Below are 19,854 nucleotides of genomic sequence, written 5' to 3'. Positions count from 1 at the left end.
GTACGGACGGGCCGGGCGGGGAGAGCGGGAAGGCGGGGGAGTCCCCAAGGATGCCTGAGCGGCGCGGGGAACCGGAAAGGCCGGGCGAGCCGCGTCACCGCAGGTGAGCGGCGTCGGGGCGGTACGGCCGGGGGCGTCAGAGCACGGCGTCCACCAGCATCAGGGCGGCGACCGCCAGCAGCGCCCCGGCGAACAGCCGTTGCAGCGTGCGGCCGGACAGCTTCGCGGCGAGCCGCTTGCCGTCCCAGGCGCCGAGCACCGCGGCGGCGGCGAACGGGCCCACCGTCGACCACGGGATCTCGGCGGACGCGCCCAGCCGGGGCAGCAGCGCGGCCAGCGAGTTCAGGGTGATCACCAGCAGGCTGGTCGCGATCGCCTCGGCCATCGGGAAGCGCAGGAAGGAGACCAGCGCGGGCACCGCGAGGAACCCGCCACCGACGCCCAGCACCCCGGTCGCCGCCCCCAGCCCGGCACCCGCCAGCGCGGCCCGCCGCGCCGGGACGGGCGCCCGCAGCGCCGACCCGGTGTCGGAGTCTGCGGCGGGCCCGGCGGTCGCCGGGAGCGGGCACACGTCGAGGTTCGTCCGTGCGGGGACGGTCTCGGCGGCGACGATCACGGCCGTGCCCGCGCCGCCGGGCACCGCGCCGGCGGCGGCCCCGGGCAGCAGTCGGGCGACCGCCGCCGACCCGAGGGCGGAGGGCAGTTCCGCCGCGAGCCCGACGCCGGGCGCGCGACCGGCGCCACCGGTACTGCCGGCGTCACCGGTGCCGCCGGCGTCACCGCCCGTCCGCCCGTCCGTTCGTCCGTTCGAGGCACGCCCGTCCGAGGTCGGTCCGCCGCGCCGTCCGCCCGCCAGCATCCGCCAGGCGGCCAGTCCGGCCAGCAGCGCGAACGCGGCGGTCAGGGCGGGGCCGGGCAGGTGGCGGGAGAGGGCCCCGCCGAGGGCGGCGAACGGCAGTCCGGCCGCGCCGAACAGCAGGCCCTCGCGCCAGCGGACGCGTCCGGCCCGGGCGTGGGCGAGCAGGCCGGTGAGCGAGGTCACGGCGACGATCAGCAGGCTGGCGGTGGTCGCGGTGCCGGGCGTCAGCCCGATCAGGTAGATCAGCGCGGGGACGGCCAGCATGCTGCCGCCGCCGCCGAGTCCGCCCAGCGCCAGGCCGACCACCGCGCCGGCCACCAGGGCGAGCAGGACGGTGCTCATATCGCGCCGCCGCAGCGACACCCGTCCCGGTGCACGGGCAGCCCGTCCCGGAGCCAGGCGCGCATGCCGCCCACCACGTTCACGGTCGGCACCCCGTGCGCGTTCAGCAGTTCGGTGGCCGTCTGCGACCGGTGGCCGGAGCGGCACACCGCCAGCACCAGCCGTCCGCCGGCCGCGGCCCGCACAGCGTCCGGGCTCCGGGGGGTGCCGAGGTCGCCGAGCGGGAGCAGCAGCGCGCCGGGCGCGTGCAGTTCGGCGTGCTCCTCGGGCTCGCGCACGTCGAGCAGCAGCGCCTCGCCGGCGGCGGCCAGGCGCTGCGCCTCGGCGGGGTGGATCTGCGCGGGCGCGGGCGGCTGGGGGGTCCAGGCCACGGTGTCCTCCTGGGAACGGGCGGGCGGTACGGGGGTTCCGGCGGGTCCCGGGCGGCTGGCCGTCCTCGGGAAGATACCGGCGGGGGTATATCGTTGGTATCGAGCATATACCCCCACCGGTATGAGCCAGCCGGACCTCCTGGCGGAGAACTGCCTGTAATAATACCTACGGGGGTATCGAAACCCGCAGGTCCGTGCGCGGCGTCCACCCCGGGCCGCCCCGGCCGGCGACCGCGCCCGCCAGTACGGCGCCCGCGCCCGCCGGTACGGCGCCCGCACCCGCCACCACCCTCGAACGCGCCCCCGCCGCGCGCCCCACGCAGAGAAGAGGACTCCCGTGTTCTTCGCCCAGTACTACCTCGACTGCCTCTCCCAGGCCTCGTACCTGATCGCGGACGAGACCACCGGCCGCGCCGTGGTGGTCGACCCGCGCCGGGACGTGGACGAGTACCTCGCCGAGGCCGAGGCCCGCGGCTTCACCGTCGAGGGCGTCATCAACACCCACTTCCACGCCGACTTCCTCTCCGGCCACCTCGAACTCGCCGACCGCACCGGCGCCTGGATCGGCTACGGCCGCCGCGCCGAGACCGAGTACCCGATCCGCAAGCTCGCCGACGGTGAGCGGATCAGCCTCGGCGAGGTCGTCCTGGAGATCGTCGAGACGCCCGGCCACACCCCCGAATCGGTCAGCGTCCTGGTCCGCGAGCAGGCCGACGCCGTCCCGTACGGGGTGCTCACCGGTGACGCGCTGTTCATCGGCGACGTCGGCCGCCCCGACCTGCTGGCCTCCGCGGGCGTCACCGCCGACGAGCTCGGCCGGATGCTCTACGACAGCGTCCAGCGCAAGCTGATGGCGCTGCCCGACGAGGTCCGGGTCTTCCCCGCGCACGGCGCCGGATCCGCCTGCGGCAAGAACCTGTCCACCGAGCGGCAGTCCACCATCGGGCAGCAGCGCGCCACCAACTACGCCTGCGCGCCGATGACCGAGGACGAGTTCGTGAGCATCGTCACCGCCGGACAGCCCGCCGCCCCCGGCTACTTCGGCTACGACGCCGACCTCAACCGCCGCGACCGCGAGCTGTTCGACGCCGCCGCCCTCGCCGTCCCGCTGGACGCCGAGACGTTCCTCGCCCGCCGCGCCGAGACCGGCACCGTCGTGGTCGACGCCCGCGACCCGCTGGAGTTCGCCGCCGGGCACCTCGCCGGATCCGTCAACGTCCCCGCCGACGGGCGTTTCGCCGAGCAGGCCGGCACCGTCCTCGACCCGGCCTGGCCGCTGCTGGTGATCGCCCCCGAGGGCCGCGAGCAGGAGACCGTCACCCGGCTCGCCCGGATCGGCTTCGACCGCGTCGCCGGCTACCTCGCCGACCCCGAGACCGCCTTCCGCGGCGTCCCCGGGCAGATGCGCCAGGCCCCCCGCCGCACCGTCGCCGACCTGCGCGCCGAACTCGCCGGGGCCGAACCCCCGCTGGTCGTCGACGTCCGCGGCGAGGGCGAGCGCGCCGACGGGCACATCCCCGGCTCCGTCCACCTCCCGCTGGCCGAACTCCCGCACCGGCTCGCCGAGATACCGCAGGACCGCCCCGTCGTCGTGCACTGCGCCGGCGGCCACCGCTCCTCCATCGCGGCCAGCCTGCTGCGCCACCACGGCCACCCGCTGACCTCCGACCTGCTCGGCGGCTACGGCGCCTGGGAGGCCGCGGCCTGACCGCGGCGCGGCGCCGGGAGGGCGGGGGAGTCCGGCGGGCGGGGGAATGCGCCGTCCGCCGGGCGGGTTGATACGGGCGGGGGTATCAGTAGAACGTCACGGTGCGTGGCACGGAACACGGGGGCGGGCGACGACCGGAGCCCGCCGAGGACGAGGAGGAGACCGATGCAGGTGGGCGACGAGGCCGTCGGCGCGGTGCTGAACCGGCTGCGCCGGGCACAGGGCCAGCTGGCCGGCGTGATCGCGATGATCGAGGCCGGGCGCGACTGCAAGGACGTGGTGACCCAGCTCGCCGCCGTCTCCAGGGCACTGGACCGGGCCGGCTTCAAGATCGTGGCCAGCGGCATGCGCCAGTGCATGGCCGAGGCGGACGAAGGCACCGCCCCGATGAGCGAGGCCGAGTTGGAGAAGCTCTTCCTGGCCCTCGCCTGACCCGCGGTACGGGCCGGGCCGGGCCGACGGCCCGGGTGGCTCCGACGACCGGGCGCCCGGGTGCTCGGACGCCCGGGCCTTCACGCCAGGGTGAGGAACATCTTCTCCAGTTCCGCCTCGGTCATCGGGGCGGCCCCCTCCTCGGCCTCCGCGAGGCACTGGCGCATGCCGCTGGCGAGGATCTTGAAGCCGGCCCGGTCCAACGCGCGCGACACGGCGGCGAGCTGGGTCACCACGTCCTTGCAGTCGCGCCCGGCCTCGATCATCGCGATCACGCCGGCCAGCTGGCCCTGTGCCCGGCGCAGCCGGTTCAACACCGCGCCGACGGCCTCGTCGTCCACCTGCATCGAGCACCTCCTCGCCCTTCCTGAACCCGCCCGATCATACGGGAGGCGCTCCACCGGCCCGCCCGGCCGCCGCCCCGCTACCGCCCCACCTCCGCCGGGAGCGGCAGCCGGACGCCGCCCGGCCGGTCGACCAGCCGGTCGACCAGCCGGTCGACCGGGGCTCCGGCCGCGGGTCCGCCGGGGCGCACGGAGCAGGCCGCGCGGCCCGCCGGGCCCGGATCCGCGGCGTCCTGCGGGCGCCGCCGCCGGTCCACCACCCGCTGCGCCGCCGCCGCCAACAGCCGCCGCCCCGGGAACAGCGCGGGCGGCAGTTGCGGCAGGAACTCGACCTCCGCGGTCAGGCCCCGCGCCGACACCACCCGCCACAGCGAGGCCAGCAGCCCGTCCTCCCCGACGAAGGCCGGTGCGGTGCTGGCCCGCCCGTCCCCGTCGAGGTAGCGCAGCGCCAGCGGCTGCACGGGGACGTCGGCCCGCACCGCCGCCTCGAACAGCGCCGGACGGAACCGCCCGCCGCCGCGCCCGCACCAGGTGCTCCCCTCCGGGAAGACCACCACCCGCTGGCCCCGGCGCAGCGCCGCCGCGATCTCCTCCACCGTGCCCGGCAGCGCCCGCAGCCGGTCCCGGTCGATGAAGATGGTGCCGCCCCAGGAAGTCAGCGGGCCGAGCACCGGCCAGCGGCCCACCTCGGTCTTGGCCAGCATCCGGCCCGGACGGACCGACGCGACCAGCAGGACGTCCAGCCAGGAGATGTGGTTGGCCACCAGCAGCGAACCGCCCTCCCGCCGCCCCGGCGCACCCGTCGACCGCACCCGCACGCCCAGCGAGGCCAGCAGCAGCCGCGCCCACCAGCGCGCCAGCCGCCCCGCGGGCAGCCACGCCAGCGCGCGCACCAGCGGCGTGGCCAGCAGCCCGGCGGCCAGCACCGCCAGGCAGCACGCCAGCCGCAGCACCCGGTGCGGCAGGGCCGTCCGGGGCCCGGCGACGCTCACGCACGCGCCGGGCGTGCACGGCGCGGTCGGCAGCCAGGCGCTCATGCCGCCGTGGCCGTTCCGCGCCCGGCCCCGCCCGCCGTCCCCGGTGCGCCGGCACCGGCACCGGCACCGGCGCCCGGGGCGGCCCCCGCCGTCCCGCCGATGATCGCCGAGACCGGCAGGTCCGCCGCGGCCGCCAGGAAGTGCCGCAGGTAGCGCGGGTCGGTGCGCTCCAGCGACAGCAGCACGTACAGGTCCGCCACGTTGAAGTCCGGGTCGTACGCAGGCTCGCCGCACACCCAGGCCCCCAGCCGCAGGTAGCCGCGCAGCAGCGCCGGGACGGGCGTGCGGCCGGTCCGGGCCACCCCCTCGGCCGACCACGGGCGCAGCGGGGCGACCCGGTACTGCGGCGGCGCCAGGTACTTGGCCGAGACGGTGTCCCACACCCCGGCGGCGGTCGCCCCGCCGTCGGCCAGCGGCACCGAGCAGCAGCCCGCCAGCCAGGCGTTGCCGGTGGCGGTCATGTAGCGGGCGATGCCGCCCCACATCAGGTTGATCACCGCGCCGTTGCCGCGGTGCGCCTCGGCGATGCAGGACCGCCCGACCTCCACCATCCCGTCCCGCAGCCCGCCGAGCCGGGCCAGGTCGAACTCGGTGTCGGAGTACGTCCGGCCCGCGCGGCGCGCCTGCTCGGGACGCAGGAGCCGGTACGTGCCGATCACCTCGCCGGAGGGCTGCTCGCGCACCAGCAGGTGGTCGCAGAACTCGTCGAACGGGTCGGCGTCCAGACCGGGCAGCGGCGAGTCCAGCACCGCGCCCATCTCGTCCGCGAACACCCGGTGGCGCAACCGCTGGGCGGCCCGTACGTCCTCCGCGGTCCGGGCGAACGCCAGTTGGTACGAGGGCTGTTGGGGCTCGGCGGGCCGATTCGCCGACCGCCGGGAAGGCTGGGCGGGGATCTGTCCGGCACGGGCGGGGGCAGTGGTCATGGCGGGACTCTCCGGGGATCTCGGGGCGCGGTAGGGTGGCGACGGAAGGCGCGGGACGACACGCAACGACACGGGCGCTCGCACCCGGGCCGCCGTTCGGGCGGCACCGGCCACGGGCGGCACCCGTATGTCTCCCCGACCCGCCTGGCCCTGAGGTGACCGGCCGAGGGAGACCAGATGTGCACCTGCTGAATGCCGGGTTCGGCCGCTCGGAGCCGCCTTCGCCGGACCACCGTCGCGGCCTGCGCACAGCGGGATCCGGACGCCCCCCGGCCACCCGGCGGACGCCGACCCTTCCCCCGGGGGCCACGCCGCTCTGCCAGCGTTCCCGGCATGCCGAACACGGGCGCGAACGCCTACCCGAGCCGGTACCGGTGGCTCGGACTCCTGGGCTCGCTCGCCCTCGCCGCCGGCGGACTCACCTCCGGCGCCCTGCCCGCCGCCAGCACCGGCCCCGCGCTGCGCGCCTCCGGCGGAGCGGGCACCGTCCTGGTCTTCGCGGGCCTGACCGTCCTCACCGCCGCCTGGCTGCTGCTCGGCACCCCCGGCCGCCGCAGCACGAGCCGCGCCGCCGAAGGCCAACCGCCGCCCACCACCCGCTGGTTGACCGCGACCCTGGCCTGGTGGGCGGCCCCGCTGCTGCTCCTGCCCCCGCTGTTCAGCCGCGACGTCTACAGCTACCTCGCCCAAGGCGCCATGCGGGCGGCCGGGTTGGACGTCTACGCCGACGGCCCGGCCGCGCTCGGCGGCCAGACCGCCCAACAGGTGCCCCCCGTCTGGCAGCACAGCCCCGCCCCCTACGGCCCCGGCTTCCTGCTGCTGGCCCGGGCCGCCGCCCCGCTCGCCGACCACCCGTACGCGGGCACCCTGCTGCTGCGCCTCGGCGCCGTCCTGGCCGTCGCCGCCCTCACCGCCCTGCTGCCCGCCCTCGCCCGCCGCCTGGGCACCGACCCCGCCGCCGCGCTGCGCCTGGGCGCGCTCAACCCGCTGGTCCTGCTGCACCTGATCGCGGGCGCCCACAACGACGCCGTCCCGCTCGCCCTGATGGTCACCGGCCTGCTCGCCGCCACCCGCTCCCGACCGCTCCTCGCCGCCACCCTGATCACCCTCGCCGCCCTGGTCAAGGCCCCCGCCGCACTCGCCCTCCCCGCCGCCTGGTGGCTCACCGCCCACGGCGGCACCGAACCCACCCGCAGCCGGAACAGGCCGGCCACCGGGGCCGTGCCGCCGCGAGCGGAGCAACTCGCAGGAGAACGCCGCCGGTTCGCTCGGCGGGGTCGGCCGGCCGCCGTCCGGGGCGGGGTGGCGGGCGGGCCGGGCGGGTGGTGGCGCGGGATCCGGTCCGGCGTGGCGATGGCGGCGGTTGCCGCCGTGACCACGGCCGCCGTCACCGCCACGGCGGGTACCGGCTACGGCTGGGTCGCCGCGCTCACCGCCCCTGCCACTGACCACAGTTGGTCGCCGAGCAGCAGTCTCGGCCGACTGGTCGCCAGGCTGGTCGGCGTCGCCCCGGAGGGTCCGGTGGCCGGGGCCAGGCTGCTGGGGCTGGCGCTCGCGGTGGGGGTGCTCGGCCTGCTGGCGGTTCGGGTCGCCCGTCGGGCGAGCGAACCGCTGACGGCCCTGGCGCTCGGATTCGGCGCCCTGGTCGTCCTCGGTCCGGCCTTCCGCCCCTGGTACGCGCTGTGGTGCGTCGTCCCGGCGGCCTTCGCGGTGCGCGCCGCGACCACCCGCCGGGCCGTCGAACTCGCCTGCGCGGCAATCGCGTTCACCGTCATGCCGGACGGCTTCGAGCCGGACGCCGCCGAACTGGTGCTCGCCGCGGGCGGCCTCGCCGTCGGGGCGGCCGCCGTCTTCCTGGCGGAACAGCAGGTCGCCTTCCCGGCGAGGCAGCCGGCGTGACCGGCGGTGCGGCGACCGCCGTTCGCGCGGAGCCCGGCCCGGCTGCCCGGTCGGATATTGCCGTGCCACCGGCCATCATCCGAACCACCCTCCAGGAAAGGCAGCCGGTGTGCTGACCCGCGGCACCACCACCGCCAGGACCGCCGTCCTCGTCGTGTCCGTTCTCGTCACCGCCCTGGTGCTGGCCGTCATCCCGGGTCATCGCGGGTGGTTCGACATCGGCGTGTACTACGGCACGGTCCGCCACTGGGCCGGCACCGGGCAGCTGTACGACTACGTCCGGCCCGGCACCGTTTACGGGTTCACCTATCCGCCGTTCGCCGCCGTCTGCATGCTGCCGATGCGGCTGCTCGGCTGGCATCCGGCGATCGCGGTCGGGGTCGCGCTGTCCGCCGTCGCCACCGCTCTGCTGCTGTACTGGCTGGTCGATCCGATCGCCCGCCGCCGGGGCTGGTGCCGCTGGTACGCCTTCGGTCTCGCGGCCTGCCTGTGCGCGCTCAGCAACCCCGTCCGGGACACGTTCAGCTTCGGGCAGGTCAATCTGCTGCTGGTCGCCCTGGTGTTCGCCGACCACCAGCTGACCGGTCGCCGATTCGCCGACAGCCGCTGGCGGTTGCTGGCCGGAGTCGGCACCGGACTGGCCGCGGCGATCAAGCTGACCCCGGCCCTGTTCATCGTCCACCTGCTGCTCACCCGCCGCTGGCGGGCCGCGGCGACCGCCACCGGCACCGCGCTGGGCGCCACCGGCGCGGGCTTCCTGTTCGCTCCCGGGGTCTCCCGCCAGTTCTGGACCGTCACGCTGTGGGACACCGACCGGGTCGGCGGCTTCGCCAACATGTCCAACCAGTCCCTGCAGGGGCTGATCGCCCGGCTCGGCCCCCAACTCCCCGGCCGGGCACTGTGGGTGGCCGCCGCGCTGGTGGTCCTCGGGCTCTGGGCGTACCGCCTGCGCCGCGCCGACGCCGCCGGCGACAGCCTCGCCGCGTACAGCCTCACCGGGATCGCCTGCTGCCTGGTCAGCCCGATCACCTGGGTGCACCACCTGGTCTGGATGCTGCCCGCCCTGGTCGTCCTGGCCGACGCCGCCCTCGACCGCACCCGTGGCCGTCGCCTGCTGCTCACCCTGTGCTGGCTGCTCCAACTCGTCATCTCCAGCGGCATGGTGTGGCTCTGGCACCCCGACGGCCGAGGCCCGGGCAGCTTCTTCGGCGGCAGCGCGTACGCCCTGCTCACCCTCGCGCTGCTGCTCGCCGTGCCGATCCGGCGGGGGCGGGACGGGCCCGCCAAGCCCGCCGTCTCCGCACGGGCCGCGGTGCCCGAGCCGGCGCCCGCCCACCGCACCGGCAGCCGCCCGGCCCCGGTCGGCTGACCCGCCACCGCGCCCGGACGATAAACGCTGGCCCGGCCCGGCCCCGCTTGCCACAGTGGGCCGCATGACCGCATCCGCATCCGCATCCGCACCCGGACCGGCACCCGCACCCGGACCGGCACCCGCACCCGGACCGGCACCAGCCCCCGAACCCGCCGGCCCGCCGTTCGTCCCCGGGCTCGACCTGGCCCGGGCGCTGTACGAGGAGGGGGTCCGTCCGCTGCTGGCCGAGGCCCAGCCGGGGCTGCGGTACGCGGCGGCCCGGATCGGCGCCGGGTCGGAGGTGCTCGGCTTCGACACCGCCCGCTCCGCCGACCACGACTGGGGGCCGCGGCTGGAGCTCTTCCTCGCCCCCGCCGACGCGCGGCGGCACGGCCGGGCGGTCCGCGAACTGCTCGCCGCCCGGCTGCCCGGCGAGATCCGCGGCTGGTCCACCCACTACCGCGCCACCGGCAACCCGGACGACCCGGTCAGCCACCTGGAACCGGCCCCCGCCGGCGGTCCGATCGAGCACCGGGTCACCGTCCGCGACCTGCCCGGCTGGCTCGCCGAGCGCCTCGGCCCGCCCGCCGCCGCCTGGGCCGACGGCACCCCCGGCGACGGTCCCGGTCCGCTCGACTGGCTGGCCCTCCCGCAGCAGCGGCTCGCCGAGTTCACCGGCGGACGGGTCTTCCACGACGGCCCCGGCACCCTCACCGCCGCCCGCGAGCGCCTGCGCTGGTACCCCGACCAGGTCTGGCGCCACCTGCTGGCCTGCCAGTGGCAGCGGATCGCCCAGGAGGAGGCGTTCCCCGGCCGCTGCGCCGAGAGCGGCGACGACCTCGGCGCGGCCCTGGTCACCGCCCGCCTGGTGCGCGAGGTGATGCGGCTGGCCTTCCTGATGGACCGCCGCTACGCCCCGTACGGCAAGTGGTTCGGCAGCGCCTTCGCCCGCCTCGACACCGCCCGCGACCTGGCGCCCGCCCTGCGCGCCGCGCTGGCCGCACCCGACCCGGCGGCCCGCGAACGGCACCTGTGCGAGGCGTACGAGGCCGCGGCCCGCGCGCACAACGCGCTCGGGCTGACCGGGCCGATCGACCCGGCCCGGCGCCGCTACCACGGCCGCCCGTACCTGGTCCTGCACGCCGACCGCTTCGCCCGGGCGCTGCAACGGACGGTCACCGCACCGGAGTTGCGCGACCGCCCGCTGACCGGCTCGGTCGACCAGTGGGCCGACAGCACCGACCTGCTGGCCCGCCCGCAGGTCCTCCGGGCGGCCGTCACGGCGCTCGGCTGACGGCCGGCCGGCGGTCGGCGCGTGACGGTCAGAGCGGCCGGGCGGCCCGCAGCGAGTACACCAGTGGGATGCGCGGGCCGGCCGGCAGCCGGAAGTGCCCGTGCGCGTGCTCGTGCAGGAACTCCAGCCGCAGCCCGGCCGCCGCCAGCGCGCTGACCACGTCGCCCACGCCGTGGCGCCACTGCACCGTCCGGGGCGAGGCCAGCTCGGCCGCCGGGTCCGCGTAGCTGCCGGGCGCGTCGACGACCTGGGCGCCGCGCAGGAAGTAGTCCTCCACCAGCACGCCCGGGTCGTCCTCGACCAGCTCCGACACCGGGTGGAACTCCGCCAGGTAGACGAACCCGCCGGGCTCCACCAGCCGCGCCACCGTGCGCGCCCAGCGCGCCAGGTCGGGCAGCCAGTTGAGCGCGCCCCGCCCCGTGTACACCACGTCGAAGGTCCGCCCGTCCAGCGCCTCGGCGGCCTCGTACACGTCCGACACGACGAACCGCGCCGTGCCGGCACCGATCGCCGCCGCGAGCCTCGCGGCCTCGGCGACCGCGGGCGCCGAGAAGTCCAGCCCCGTCACCTCGGCCCCGCGCCGGGCCCAGGACAGGGTGTCCAGCCCGATGTGGCACTGCAGGTGCAGCAGCCGCTTCCCGGTGACGTCGCCGACCTCGGCGAGCTCGAAGTCGACGAGGGTGTCCGCCCCGGCCGTGAAACCGGGGACGTCGTAGAACCGGCCGCCGACGTGCAGCGGCACCCGGTCGTCCCAGTTGCTGCGGTTGATCTCGGCCCAGTCGGCGGGCGGAGCGGGCGGGAGGCCGTTCGGGTGCGCGGACATGCGGAGGATCATTCCGGTACGCACCGACCGACGGCAAGGCATTTGAGCCGCCCCCGGGCCGTCCGCGGGTCGGGCGCCCCGCCCGTTCACCCGGACGGCCCAGCGACGCGCCGCGTGCGGCGCAGCGGGCGGGCGCCCCTCCCGGCGCGTCGCTAGCGTCCGGCTGAGAGAACGTCAGATCGAGTGGCTCGTCGAGCGCTAGGAGAGTGCGCGTGGCCGGGACAGCGCCGCCCCCGCAGGGCAGACCGACCGGGAGCAGTCGGACCGAGGACGGCGCGGCGGGGGTGGTGGCCTCGGCGACCCGGTCGACGGCGGCCCGGGCCTCGCTGATCGCCGCGGCGGCGAGCGTGCTGCTGGTGGTGGCGATCGTGCTGGGCAGCCGGCTCCTGCGGGACTTCGACTCGGCGCTGGTCCCGTACGCGGTGGCCTCGGTGTTCCTCACCTTCGGCGTGGTCTACCGCTACGTGGTGTGGGTCTCCGCGCCCGCCGCCCGCCGGCTGTTCGTGCAGGGCTGGAAGGCCGCGCTGTCCTGGGACAACCTGAAGCGCTCGCCCGCCGCGCTGCCGAAGATGATCGCCACCTACCTGGGCTTCCAGAAGTTCCTCGGCGCCCGCTCGCACGCCCGCTGGGCCGCCCACCAGCTGATCTTCTGGGGCTGCCTGCTGGCCGCGGCGATCACCTTCCCGCTGACCTGGGGCTGGTTCACCTTCACCTCCGCCAGCGCGGCCGGCCCCGGCTACGAGATGCGCCTGTGGGGCTTCAGGCTGTTCGGCTTCGACTCCGGCAGCTTCCTCGGCTGGGCGCTCTACCACGGCCTGGACCTGGCCGCCGTGATGGTGATCGGCGGCGCCGGCTACTTCCTGTGGCGGCGGATGCGCGACCGCGCCGCGACCACCGGCCAGCGCTTCGGCTACGACTTCCTGCCGCTGCTGGCCCTGGTCACCATCTCGGTCACCGGCCTGCTGCTGACCTTCTCCGAGATGTTCCTGCACGGCGGCGGCTACGAGTTCCTGGCCATCCTGCACATGGCCTCGGTCGTGCTGACCCTGGTCTACCTGCCGTTCGGCAAGTTCTTCCACATCGTGCAGCGCCCGGCCGCGGTCGGCATGCAGCTGTTCAAGTACACGGCCCGGCGCCAGGGTTCGGACGCCCAGGAGCTGCAGCCCTGCAAGCGCTGCGGCCAGCCGATCGACACCGTCGCGGCGGTGGACAACCTGCGCGCCACCATGCGCGACCTGAAGCTGGGCTTCGACGAGTGGGCCGAGTACTGCCCCCGTTGCAAGCGGGTGCTGCGCGGCACCGCCTACCTGTCGAACGTCAAGCGGGGGTTCAAGTGAGCACCGAGCACGTCCCGTTGGACCCGAGCGTCGCCCCGCTCGGCACCCGCAACTTCCGCGACGCGGGCGGCCTGCCCGCCGCCGCCTGGCGGGCCGACCAGACCGAGCAGACCCTCGTCCCCACGCACTGCTGCTTCTGCGGCGTCCAGTGCGGCATGTACCTGCGGGTGGACGCCCGCGGCAAGGTGTTCGGGGTCGAGCCGCGCAACCACGACATCAACCGGATGCGGCTGTGCCCCAAGGGGATCAACGCCTACCAGCAGGTCAACCACCCGGACCGGCTGACCGCGCCGCTGGTGCGCCGCAGCCGCGACGAGCCGTTCCGGGAGGCGAGTTGGGAGGAGGCGCTGGACTTCACCGTCGCCGAGATCAACCGGATCCAGGCCGAGCACGGCCGGGACGCGTTCGGGATGCTCGGCGGGGCCAGCCTGTTCTCCGAGAAGACCTACCTGGTGGGCAAGTTCGCCCGGGTCGCGCTGAAGACCCGGCACGTGGACTACAACGGCCGGCTGTGCATGGTGAGCGCGGCGGGCGCCAACAAGCTCGCCTTCGGCATCGACCGGGCGGGCAACCCGTTCTCCGACATCCTGCGGACCGACTGCCTGCTGATCGCCGGGGCGAACGTCGGCGAGTGCTTCCCGGTGCTGACCCAGTACGTGTGGGGGGCCCGCGACCGCGGCGCCACCCTGATCGTGGTGGACCCGCGCGAGACCGCGGTCGCCCGCACCGCCGACATCCACGTCGCGCTCAAGTCCGGTACGGACTCGGCGTTCTTCAACGCGGTGCTGCACGTCATCGTCGAGGAGGGACTGACCGACGAGGCGTTCCTGGCCGCGCACACCACCGGCTGGGAGGAGGTCAAGGCCACCGTCAAGGAGTACCCGCCCGCCCGGGCCGCCGAGATCTGCGGCGTGCCCGCGGAGCAGATCGTCCAGGTGGCCCGGGTGTTCGGACGCGCCGAGCGGGCGATGGCCTGCCACGCGCGCGGCATCGAGCACCACACCCAGGGCGTGGAGAACTGCCTGACCGTCATCAACCTGTGCGCCGCCACCGGCAACCTCGGCCGCCCGGGCGCCGGTTACGGCACCCTCACCGGCCAGGGCAACGGCCAGGGCGGCCGCGAGCACGGCCAGAAGTCCGACCTGCTGCCCGGCGGCCGCTCCATCAACGACCCGGTGCACCGCCGCCAGATCTCCGCGATCTGGGGCATCGAGGAGTCCGAACTCCCGCAGGCCGGCACCTCGATGATGGAGATGGTCTGGCAGATGCAGCGCCACGAGATCCGCGGCCTGATCGGCGTCTGCAACAACCCGTTCGTCTCACTGCCCAACTACGCGGTGGTCAAGGACGGTTACGACAAGCTGGAGTTCCACGCCCAGTTCGACTTCTTCCTCTCCGAGACCGCCGCCAACGCGCACGTGGTCTTCCCGGTCACCACCTGGGCCGAGGACGAGGGCGTGATGGCCAACGCCGAAGCCCGGGTGATCAAGCACAACAAGGCCCAGGAGCCGCCCGCCGGCGTGCGCACCGACACCTGGGTGATGTGCGAGATCGCCCGCCGCCTCGGCGAGGGGAGCAAGTTCGCCTTCGAGGGCTCCGAGGACGTCTTCGACGAGCTGCGCCGCGCCTCGGCCGGCACCGTGATCGACTACTACGGCATCACCTACGAGCGGCTGGAGGCCACCGGCGGCATCGCCTGGCCCTGCCCGAGCCTCGAACACCCGGGCACGCCGCGGCTGTTCGAGGACGGGCGGACCTACCACCCGGACGGCAAGGTGCACATGCAGGTGGTGGAGTGGCACCCGCCGGCCGACCCGTACAGCGACGAGTTCCCGATGCGGCTGACCACCGGGCGTACCGTGGCGCACTTCCTGTCCGGCAACCAGACCCGGCGGCTGGGCGGGCTGGTCGAGCAGACCCCCCGGCCGTGGGTGGAGATCCACCCCTCGCACGGCTTCCGCAACGGGGAGCCGGTGCGGGTGGTGACCCGGCGCGGCAGCGAGGTGCTGCCCGCGCTGGTGACCGAGGCGATCCGCCCGGACCACGTGTTCGTGCCCTACCACTGGCCGTTCCCGACGGCGGCGAACGTGCTCACCATCGACGCCCTGGACCCGCGCTCGAAGATCCCCGAGTACAAGGTGTGCGCGGTGCGGATCGAACGGGCCGAGGCGATCGACCCGGTGCCCGCGCCGCCGGTACCGCCGGGCCGGGAGGCCTACCCGGAGGCCCAGGTCTCCCGCACCGACCCGCTGCCGCCGACCTCCCCGCAGGGCCGCGGCACCGCAGAGAGGGGCTGACCGCCATGCTGGGACGCACCATCTTCATCGACCCCGGCCGCTGCATCGGCTGCCAGGCGTGCGTGTCGGCCTGCCGCGAGTGCGACTCGCACCGCGGCAAGTCGATGATCCACCTGGACTACCCGGACGAGGGCCGCACCGTCGCCTCGCTGCCGACCGTCTGCATGCACTGCGAGGACCCGGTCGCGCCGTGCGCCGAGGTCTGCCCGGCCGAGGCGATCCTGATCACCGCCGACGGCGTGGTGCAGGAGGCCGACCCGACCCGCTGCATCGGCTGCGCGAACTGCGTCAACGCCTGCCCGTTCGGCGTGCCCAAGATCGACCTGGAGGCCAAGCTCCAGATGAAGTGCAACCTCTGCTACGACCGCACCTCCTACGGCCTGGCGCCGATGTGCGCCACGGTCTGCCCCACCGGCGCCCTGTTCTACGGCACCGTCGAGGAACTCCAGGCCGAACGGCCCGGCGTGGACGTCTCCACGATGTTCGCGTTCGGCGACACCGTGGTCTCCACCGGCGTCGCCATGGTGGTGCCCGCCGAGCGCCGGGCGCCCGTCCCCGGCGGGACGCTCAACCTGATCGAGGTCAACGGGCGCCCCGCGCCCGGGAACGGAGCGAGGGCGTGACCAGCCCCGACAACTCCCCCCGGCCGTACGGCCGGGAGGGCGGCCCGGACGACCACCGGGCCGAGCAGACCGCGCTCAAGGAGCGGATCAGCGCCGACTCGCTGACCACCCGGCGCGACTACCTGCGGATCGTCGCCACCGTCTCCGGCGGCCTGGTGGTCGGCTCCACGGTGGTCTCGGCCGGCGTGCTGCACCGCCACGGCGACGGCGCCGCCGCCCCGCTGAAGGTCGCCGACCGGCTGGAGCGCGGCGAGGCGGTCAGCTTCGACTACCCCGGGGAGGACGACCGGGCGATGGCGATCCGGCTCCCCGACGGCACCCTGGTCGGCTACTCCACGGTCTGCACCCACCTCGCCTGCGGCGTGCTCTGGCGGCGCGACCACGGCAGCGACGGCGACCTCTACTGCCCTTGCCACGAAGGACAGTTCGACTCCCGCACCGGCGAGGTCACCGGCGGTCCGCCGCCCCGCCCGCTGCCCAAGGTGGTGGTGGTCGAGGACGCCCAGGGCGCGGTGTGGGCGGTCGGCACCGCCCGCTCCGGCGAGAGCGAGCAGGCCGGCCTCTGCCGGGGCCTGCGCGAACGCAACCCGGCGCTCGCCGAAGCGGCCGGCTGCGCGACCCGCAAGAGCGGCAGATGACCGCCGGGGAGCGGCGGCCGACCGCCGGAGAACGCCGGCCGACCACCGGAGAACGGCGGCCGACCGCCGCCCGGAGCGAACCGACGATTCGTCGACCCACCCGTGGAGGTGCGTGATGAGCGTTCCCGAAGGCCACTACCCGGAGGGCTACCACCCCGGCAGCGACGAGCCCCGGCTCAACCGGCCCGTCCACGAGCGGTACCCGCAGATCCGGGCCACCTCCGGCTACGCCGACCCGCGGATCTCGGCGACCGGCCCCGGGCCCGGCGCGGGCACCGACCAGCAGCCCGAGCGGTCGGCGATCCTGTCCGCCCGGGTCGGCCTGGCCGTCACCATCGTGATCGGCCAGCTGTGGGCCCTGAACACCGCCACCAACGCCTGGATGAGCGGCCAGGTGGCCACCGCCTGGTGGTGCACCGCGTTCAGCGCCGCCTCCTTCCTGGTCGTCCTGCTCGCCTGGTGGATCTCACCCAACGACCGCTGAGCACACGGAGGTTGCGGCCGGTCACGATTCGTCGCCGACCGCCCGCAGCACGTTCCCGAACCGGTCGGCGCCCCGTACGCTGTCCCCCTGGCCGCGCGAACGGCCGACGGGACAGACCGCGGGGCGGCCGGCCGCCCGCGCCGGTGCCCGCGGGGGTGCGCGCCGCACGGGCGCGGGAAGGGCACGACGCATGACGCAGCAGCTCACCACCGAGACGGTCCAGCCCAGACCGTTCCCCGACCGGCAGGCCGTGCTCCGCGCGGCCGTCCTCGTCCCGGTCACGGTGGCCCACATGCACGACACCCACCCGCACCAGCCGCTCGTCCTCGCCGCCACCGAGGCCGTCGACGCGCACACCGGCGGCCTCGTCTGGAACGAGGCCACCCGCCGGCTGACCGTCCACCCCGCACCCGCGCAGGTGGTCGGCGCCCGGATCGAGATCCTCACGGTCGGTGACCACCCGCTCGGCCACGCCGTCAAGCAGCCCGGGGGAGAGGTGAGTTGGCCCGAGTGGGGACAGCTCGGCGACACCCCCGTGGTCTGGCAGGGGGAGCCCGGACTGCTCGTCGAGGGCGGCGCCTACCACTGCCGGCTCAACTTCACCGGCGAGCAGCGCGCCCTGCAGATCCAGGCCGAGGGCGAACACGGACTGGACTTCAACGAAGCCCTGCTGCGGGTCACCCGCCCGCTCGCCGAGGCCCTCGACCTGCTGCCCGACGGCCTCGACCGCACCGGGGCGCTCGGCCGGCTGGTCACCCTGCTGATCGACCGCGGTGCCCGCTACCTCGTCCCCGCCGACCCGCACGACCTGCCCGGCTGGGAGGAGCACCTGCGGCGCACCTACCTGGCCCTGGAGGCGCAGGCCCGCGGCCGCCGCGACGAGCGGCCCACGCCCGCCACGGCCGCCCACCGACCGGTCCGCTACGACGCCCTGGTGCGGGCCGGGTACGACGGGGAACCGGAGATCGTGCTGACGCCGGTGCTGCGCCGGGGCGGGCAGTGGCTGGCGGCGATGGACCCGGCCGCCCTCGACCTGCCGCACTACCCGGGCGACGGCTGGTAGCCGGGAGCGCCCGGAGCGGGGCGCCGCCGCGCTCAGGAGCGCGGCAGGGGCTGCGGGCGATGGGCCAGGACCGAGCCGAGCAGCAGGCCGACGGCGATCGCCACCACCGTGGTGACCATCGACAGCAGGTCGTGGAAGCCCTGCACGGGGTGGCCGCCGGCCAGGCTGGTCAGGCCGCGCATCCCCAGCGAGCCGACCGTCAGGGTGAAGAACCCGGGCAGCGCCAGCAGCATCCGCGGCGGCCGGCCCGGCCCGCGGGCCACCACCGTGGCCAGCGCGCCGAGCGCCGCGGCGGCCAGGAACGTCCCGCCGACCTCGCCCACCAGCCCGGTCGCCCCCGACTGCACCGCCACCGTCAGGTACACCGTCCCCAGCAGGACCGGCAGCAGCCGCCACGGCACCGCGAACGACAGCACCGTGCCGACGGTGAACACCACCCAGGACAGGAACGTCGCCCAGCGCGGCAGGTCGGCGTGCGCCGCGACGTCGAACATCGCCGAGGTGTCGCCGCCGGTGGCGTACACGCCGAGCATCACGCCCAGGTACAGCTGCAGCAGCAGGAACACCGCGTACACCAGGCGCACCGCGCCCGTGGTGAGGAACCCGGCGGCCAGTTCGGCGGCGGCCGCCGACAGCAGGTCGCCGGGGACGAAGTAGAACAGCGCCGGGAGCATCAGCAGCACCGCCCCGCCGTGCGCCGGGGTGCGCGCGAACACCACCAGCACCAGCACCGACACCGCCGCCGAGGCGACCAGCGGCAGCACCCGCGACAGCCGCGGCCACCGCTCCGCCGCCACCGCCAGCACCGCCGTGACCAGGCCCAGCACCGCCGTGCTGCCGATCTCGTACCAGGTCGGCTGCATCAGCGGCGCGAAACCCACCGAGAACAGCACGATGCCCAGGCCCTTGAGCCACCACGGGTAGGGGGCGGGCGAGCCGTCGATCGCCGCCAGCCGCCGCTCGGCCTCCGCGAGGGGGGTGCGGCCCAGCGAGACCCGGTGCGCCCAGGGCTTGAGCGCGGCCACCTTGTCCAGCCGGGCGACGTCCGGGAAGGCCCGGACCGCGACCGTCGAGGTGCGCCCGTCCAGGACGACGGTCAGCGTCGCGCCGTCCGGGACCAGCACCATCGAGGTGCGGGCGCCGAAGCCCGCCGCGGCCCGCGCCACGGTCTGCTCGACCTCCGAGGCGCCCTCGCCGCTCGCCGCCAGCAGCATCCCGGCCAGCCGCGCCAGCAGCGCCGTCACCCGCTCCGGCGACACCTCCTCCGGCGCCGCACCCTCCGGGGCGCCCTCCGGACGCACCGCCCGCCCCTCGTCCATCCGCGCCTCCCGTGCCGCCGAACCTGACACCCGTTCGCATCCTCGCCCGGCGGGCGGCCGCTCGCGCTCCGGGCGCGCGGGAGGGGCACGGGAAGCGCGCGGGCGGCGCACGGGGGGCGGCCGCCGACGTGCGGTGTCCGGAATGTGGTGATACCACTCGAAGGACCTGTGGAAGGGAGCCAGTCGATGGACGACTACCCGGCGCTCAACCTGTTCTGGACCATGCTGTGGCTGTTCCTGTGGATCCTGTGGTTCTTCCTGATGTTCAAGGTGCTGACGGACATCTTCCGCAGCCACGACATGGGCGGATGGGGCAAGGCCGGCTGGACGATCTTCGTGATCGTGCTGCCCTACATCGGCGTCCTGGTCTACCTGATCGCCCGCGGCAAGGAGATGGGCGAACGCGACCGGGCCCTCGCCGCCAAGGCCGAGAGCGACTTCCAGGACTACGTCAGGAAGGCCGCCGGAACGGAGGGCCAGAACGCCGGACCCCGGCACGTCGAGGACCTCGCCCGGCTCGCCGACCTGAAGAACGCCGGCGCGATCTCCCAGGAGGAGTTCGACCGGGCCAAGCAGAAACTGCTCGCCTGACCCCGGCGGACGAACCGACGGACGGACCACGGACATCGGACGGCGCGCGCACGCGGCCCGGGCCGGAACGGGAACCCCACCCGCGCCGGCCCGGTCCGACGCGCGCACCCGCCGGG

General features: G+C 75.5%; 19 protein-coding genes. 12 read left to right on the top strand and 7 right to left on the bottom strand.

Going from position 1 to position 19,854, the window contains the following annotated elements; genetic code table 11:
- Window positions 1-136 precede the first annotated feature (136 nt).
- Window positions 137-1,201 carry a sulfite exporter TauE/SafE family protein gene (locus ACWEO5_RS18305; protein ID WP_452163336.1) on the bottom strand — a complete coding sequence of 355 codons (1,065 nt, stop codon included), beginning with the start codon at window positions 1,199-1,201 and terminating at the stop codon, window positions 137-139.
- Window positions 1,198-1,572 carry a rhodanese-like domain-containing protein gene (locus tag ACWEO5_RS18300; RefSeq protein ID WP_452163335.1) on the bottom strand — a complete coding sequence of 125 codons (375 nt, stop codon included), beginning with the start codon at window positions 1,570-1,572 and terminating at the stop codon, window positions 1,198-1,200. The genes ACWEO5_RS18305 and ACWEO5_RS18300 overlap by 4 nt, the downstream gene beginning before the upstream one ends.
- Before the next feature lie 337 nt (window positions 1,573-1,909).
- Between ACWEO5_RS18300 and ACWEO5_RS18295 the strand changes: the two genes are divergently transcribed.
- Together ACWEO5_RS18295 and ACWEO5_RS18290 are read left to right on the top strand one after the other, a co-directional pair.
- Window positions 1,910-3,280, top strand: coding sequence for a rhodanese-like domain-containing protein (locus tag ACWEO5_RS18295; RefSeq protein ID WP_452163334.1), 1,371 nt, complete (start codon window positions 1,910-1,912; stop codon window positions 3,278-3,280).
- A 165-nt stretch (window positions 3,281-3,445) separates the two neighbouring features.
- A complete protein-coding gene (locus tag ACWEO5_RS18290) occupies window positions 3,446-3,712 on the top strand; it encodes a metal-sensitive transcriptional regulator (protein WP_452163333.1) in 267 nt (88 codons plus the stop codon).
- Window positions 3,713-3,792: 80 nt separating this feature from the next.
- Here the strand turns inward: ACWEO5_RS18290 and ACWEO5_RS18285 are convergent, their stop codons facing one another.
- From ACWEO5_RS18285 to ACWEO5_RS18275, 3 genes are all read right to left on the bottom strand, one after another.
- The gene (locus ACWEO5_RS18285; protein WP_344554615.1) at window positions 3,793-4,059 is read right to left on the bottom strand and encodes a metal-sensitive transcriptional regulator; all 267 of its coding nucleotides are present in this window, start codon (window positions 4,057-4,059) and stop codon (window positions 3,793-3,795) included.
- A 77-nt stretch (window positions 4,060-4,136) separates the two neighbouring features.
- A complete protein-coding gene (locus ACWEO5_RS18280) occupies window positions 4,137-5,093 on the bottom strand; it encodes a lysophospholipid acyltransferase family protein (RefSeq protein WP_452163332.1) in 957 nt (318 codons plus the stop codon).
- Window positions 5,090-6,019, bottom strand: a complete 930-nt coding sequence (locus tag ACWEO5_RS18275; RefSeq protein WP_452163331.1) for a GNAT family N-acetyltransferase — start codon at window positions 6,017-6,019, stop codon at window positions 5,090-5,092. The genes ACWEO5_RS18280 and ACWEO5_RS18275 overlap by 4 nt, the downstream gene beginning before the upstream one ends.
- Before the next feature lie 333 nt (window positions 6,020-6,352).
- Here ACWEO5_RS18275 and mptB point away from each other — a divergent pair, with 333 nt between their 5' ends.
- From mptB to ACWEO5_RS18260, 3 genes are all read left to right on the top strand, one after another.
- On the top strand, window positions 6,353-7,918 hold the full coding sequence (gene mptB, locus ACWEO5_RS18270; RefSeq protein ID WP_452163330.1) for a polyprenol phosphomannose-dependent alpha 1,6 mannosyltransferase MptB: 1,566 nt from the start codon (window positions 6,353-6,355) through the stop codon (window positions 7,916-7,918).
- Window positions 7,919-8,027: 109 nt separating this feature from the next.
- Entirely contained in the window at window positions 8,028-9,287 is a 1,260-nt protein-coding gene (locus tag ACWEO5_RS18265) for a glycosyltransferase 87 family protein (protein ID WP_452163329.1), read from the top strand.
- Window positions 9,288-9,351: 64 nt separating this feature from the next.
- The gene (locus ACWEO5_RS18260; RefSeq protein ID WP_452163328.1) at window positions 9,352-10,563 is read left to right on the top strand and encodes a DUF4037 domain-containing protein; all 1,212 of its coding nucleotides are present in this window, start codon (window positions 9,352-9,354) and stop codon (window positions 10,561-10,563) included.
- 28 nt (window positions 10,564-10,591) lie between these two features.
- Here ACWEO5_RS18260 and ACWEO5_RS18255 read toward each other — a convergent pair whose 3' ends face one another.
- Window positions 10,592-11,386, bottom strand: a complete 795-nt coding sequence (locus ACWEO5_RS18255) for a class I SAM-dependent methyltransferase (protein ID WP_452163327.1) — start codon at window positions 11,384-11,386, stop codon at window positions 10,592-10,594.
- Window positions 11,387-11,598: 212 nt separating this feature from the next.
- Here ACWEO5_RS18255 and ACWEO5_RS18250 point away from each other — a divergent pair, with 212 nt between their 5' ends.
- The 6 genes from ACWEO5_RS18250 to ACWEO5_RS18225 all read left to right on the top strand — a co-directional run bounded on the left by ACWEO5_RS18250 (window position 11,599) and on the right by ACWEO5_RS18225 (window position 17,828).
- Window positions 11,599-12,723 carry an MFS transporter gene (locus ACWEO5_RS18250; protein WP_452163326.1) on the top strand — a complete coding sequence of 375 codons (1,125 nt, stop codon included), beginning with the start codon at window positions 11,599-11,601 and terminating at the stop codon, window positions 12,721-12,723.
- Window positions 12,720-15,020 (top strand): molybdopterin oxidoreductase family protein, encoded by a 2,301-nt coding sequence (locus ACWEO5_RS18245; RefSeq protein ID WP_452163325.1) that lies wholly within the window; start codon window positions 12,720-12,722, stop codon window positions 15,018-15,020. The genes ACWEO5_RS18250 and ACWEO5_RS18245 overlap by 4 nt, the downstream gene beginning before the upstream one ends.
- Before the next feature lie 5 nt (window positions 15,021-15,025).
- Complete coding sequence (locus ACWEO5_RS18240; RefSeq protein WP_452163324.1) at window positions 15,026-15,643, top strand: 4Fe-4S dicluster domain-containing protein; 618 nt, start codon at window positions 15,026-15,028, stop codon at window positions 15,641-15,643.
- Window positions 15,640-16,281 (top strand): QcrA and Rieske domain-containing protein, encoded by a 642-nt coding sequence (locus tag ACWEO5_RS18235; protein WP_452163323.1) that lies wholly within the window; start codon window positions 15,640-15,642, stop codon window positions 16,279-16,281. Before ACWEO5_RS18240 ends, ACWEO5_RS18235 begins: the two co-directional genes overlap by 4 nt.
- A gap of 115 nt (window positions 16,282-16,396) precedes the next feature.
- The gene (locus ACWEO5_RS18230) at window positions 16,397-16,765 is read left to right on the top strand and encodes a hypothetical protein (protein WP_452163322.1); all 369 of its coding nucleotides are present in this window, start codon (window positions 16,397-16,399) and stop codon (window positions 16,763-16,765) included.
- Window positions 16,766-16,955: 190 nt separating this feature from the next.
- On the top strand, window positions 16,956-17,828 hold the full coding sequence (locus ACWEO5_RS18225; RefSeq protein ID WP_452163321.1) for a hypothetical protein: 873 nt from the start codon (window positions 16,956-16,958) through the stop codon (window positions 17,826-17,828).
- A 32-nt stretch (window positions 17,829-17,860) separates the two neighbouring features.
- On the opposite strand, the gene ACWEO5_RS18220 is transcribed toward ACWEO5_RS18225, so the two are convergent.
- Complete coding sequence (locus ACWEO5_RS18220) at window positions 17,861-19,147, bottom strand: threonine/serine exporter family protein (protein WP_452163320.1); 1,287 nt, start codon at window positions 19,145-19,147, stop codon at window positions 17,861-17,863.
- Between the two features lie 186 nt (window positions 19,148-19,333).
- Between ACWEO5_RS18220 and ACWEO5_RS18215 the strand changes: the two genes are divergently transcribed.
- The gene (locus ACWEO5_RS18215) at window positions 19,334-19,738 is read left to right on the top strand and encodes an SHOCT domain-containing protein (RefSeq protein WP_344554602.1); all 405 of its coding nucleotides are present in this window, start codon (window positions 19,334-19,336) and stop codon (window positions 19,736-19,738) included.
- The last annotated feature ends 116 nt before the right edge of the window (window positions 19,739-19,854 follow it).

The sequence above is a fragment of the Kitasatospora sp. NPDC004272 genome (genome assembly GCF_053603035.1).
This window is presented reverse-complemented; position numbering and strand designations above follow the sequence as displayed.

Coding starts and splice junctions, on each gene's coding strand:
- ACWEO5_RS18305 (WP_452163336.1), bottom strand. CDS start 1,201: ATGAGCACCGTCCTGCTCGCCCTGGTGGCCGGCGCGGTGGTCGGCCTG.
- ACWEO5_RS18290 (WP_452163333.1), top strand. CDS start 3,446: ATGCAGGTGGGCGACGAGGCCGTCGGCGCGGTGCTGAACCGGCTGCGC.
- ACWEO5_RS18285 (WP_344554615.1), bottom strand. CDS start 4,059: ATGCAGGTGGACGACGAGGCCGTCGGCGCGGTGTTGAACCGGCTGCGC.
- ACWEO5_RS18280 (WP_452163332.1), bottom strand. CDS start 5,093: ATGAGCGCCTGGCTGCCGACCGCGCCGTGCACGCCCGGCGCGTGCGTG.
- ACWEO5_RS18275 (WP_452163331.1), bottom strand. CDS start 6,019: ATGACCACTGCCCCCGCCCGTGCCGGACAGATCCCCGCCCAGCCTTCC.
- mptB (WP_452163330.1), top strand. CDS start 6,353: ATGCCGAACACGGGCGCGAACGCCTACCCGAGCCGGTACCGGTGGCTC.
- ACWEO5_RS18260 (WP_452163328.1), top strand. CDS start 9,352: ATGACCGCATCCGCATCCGCATCCGCACCCGGACCGGCACCCGCACCC.
- ACWEO5_RS18255 (WP_452163327.1), bottom strand. CDS start 11,386: ATGTCCGCGCACCCGAACGGCCTCCCGCCCGCTCCGCCCGCCGACTGG.
- ACWEO5_RS18240 (WP_452163324.1), top strand. CDS start 15,026: ATGCTGGGACGCACCATCTTCATCGACCCCGGCCGCTGCATCGGCTGC.
- ACWEO5_RS18230 (WP_452163322.1), top strand. CDS start 16,397: ATGAGCGTTCCCGAAGGCCACTACCCGGAGGGCTACCACCCCGGCAGC.
- ACWEO5_RS18225 (WP_452163321.1), top strand. CDS start 16,956: ATGACGCAGCAGCTCACCACCGAGACGGTCCAGCCCAGACCGTTCCCC.
- ACWEO5_RS18220 (WP_452163320.1), bottom strand. CDS start 19,147: ATGGACGAGGGGCGGGCGGTGCGTCCGGAGGGCGCCCCGGAGGGTGCG.
- ACWEO5_RS18215 (WP_344554602.1), top strand. CDS start 19,334: ATGGACGACTACCCGGCGCTCAACCTGTTCTGGACCATGCTGTGGCTG.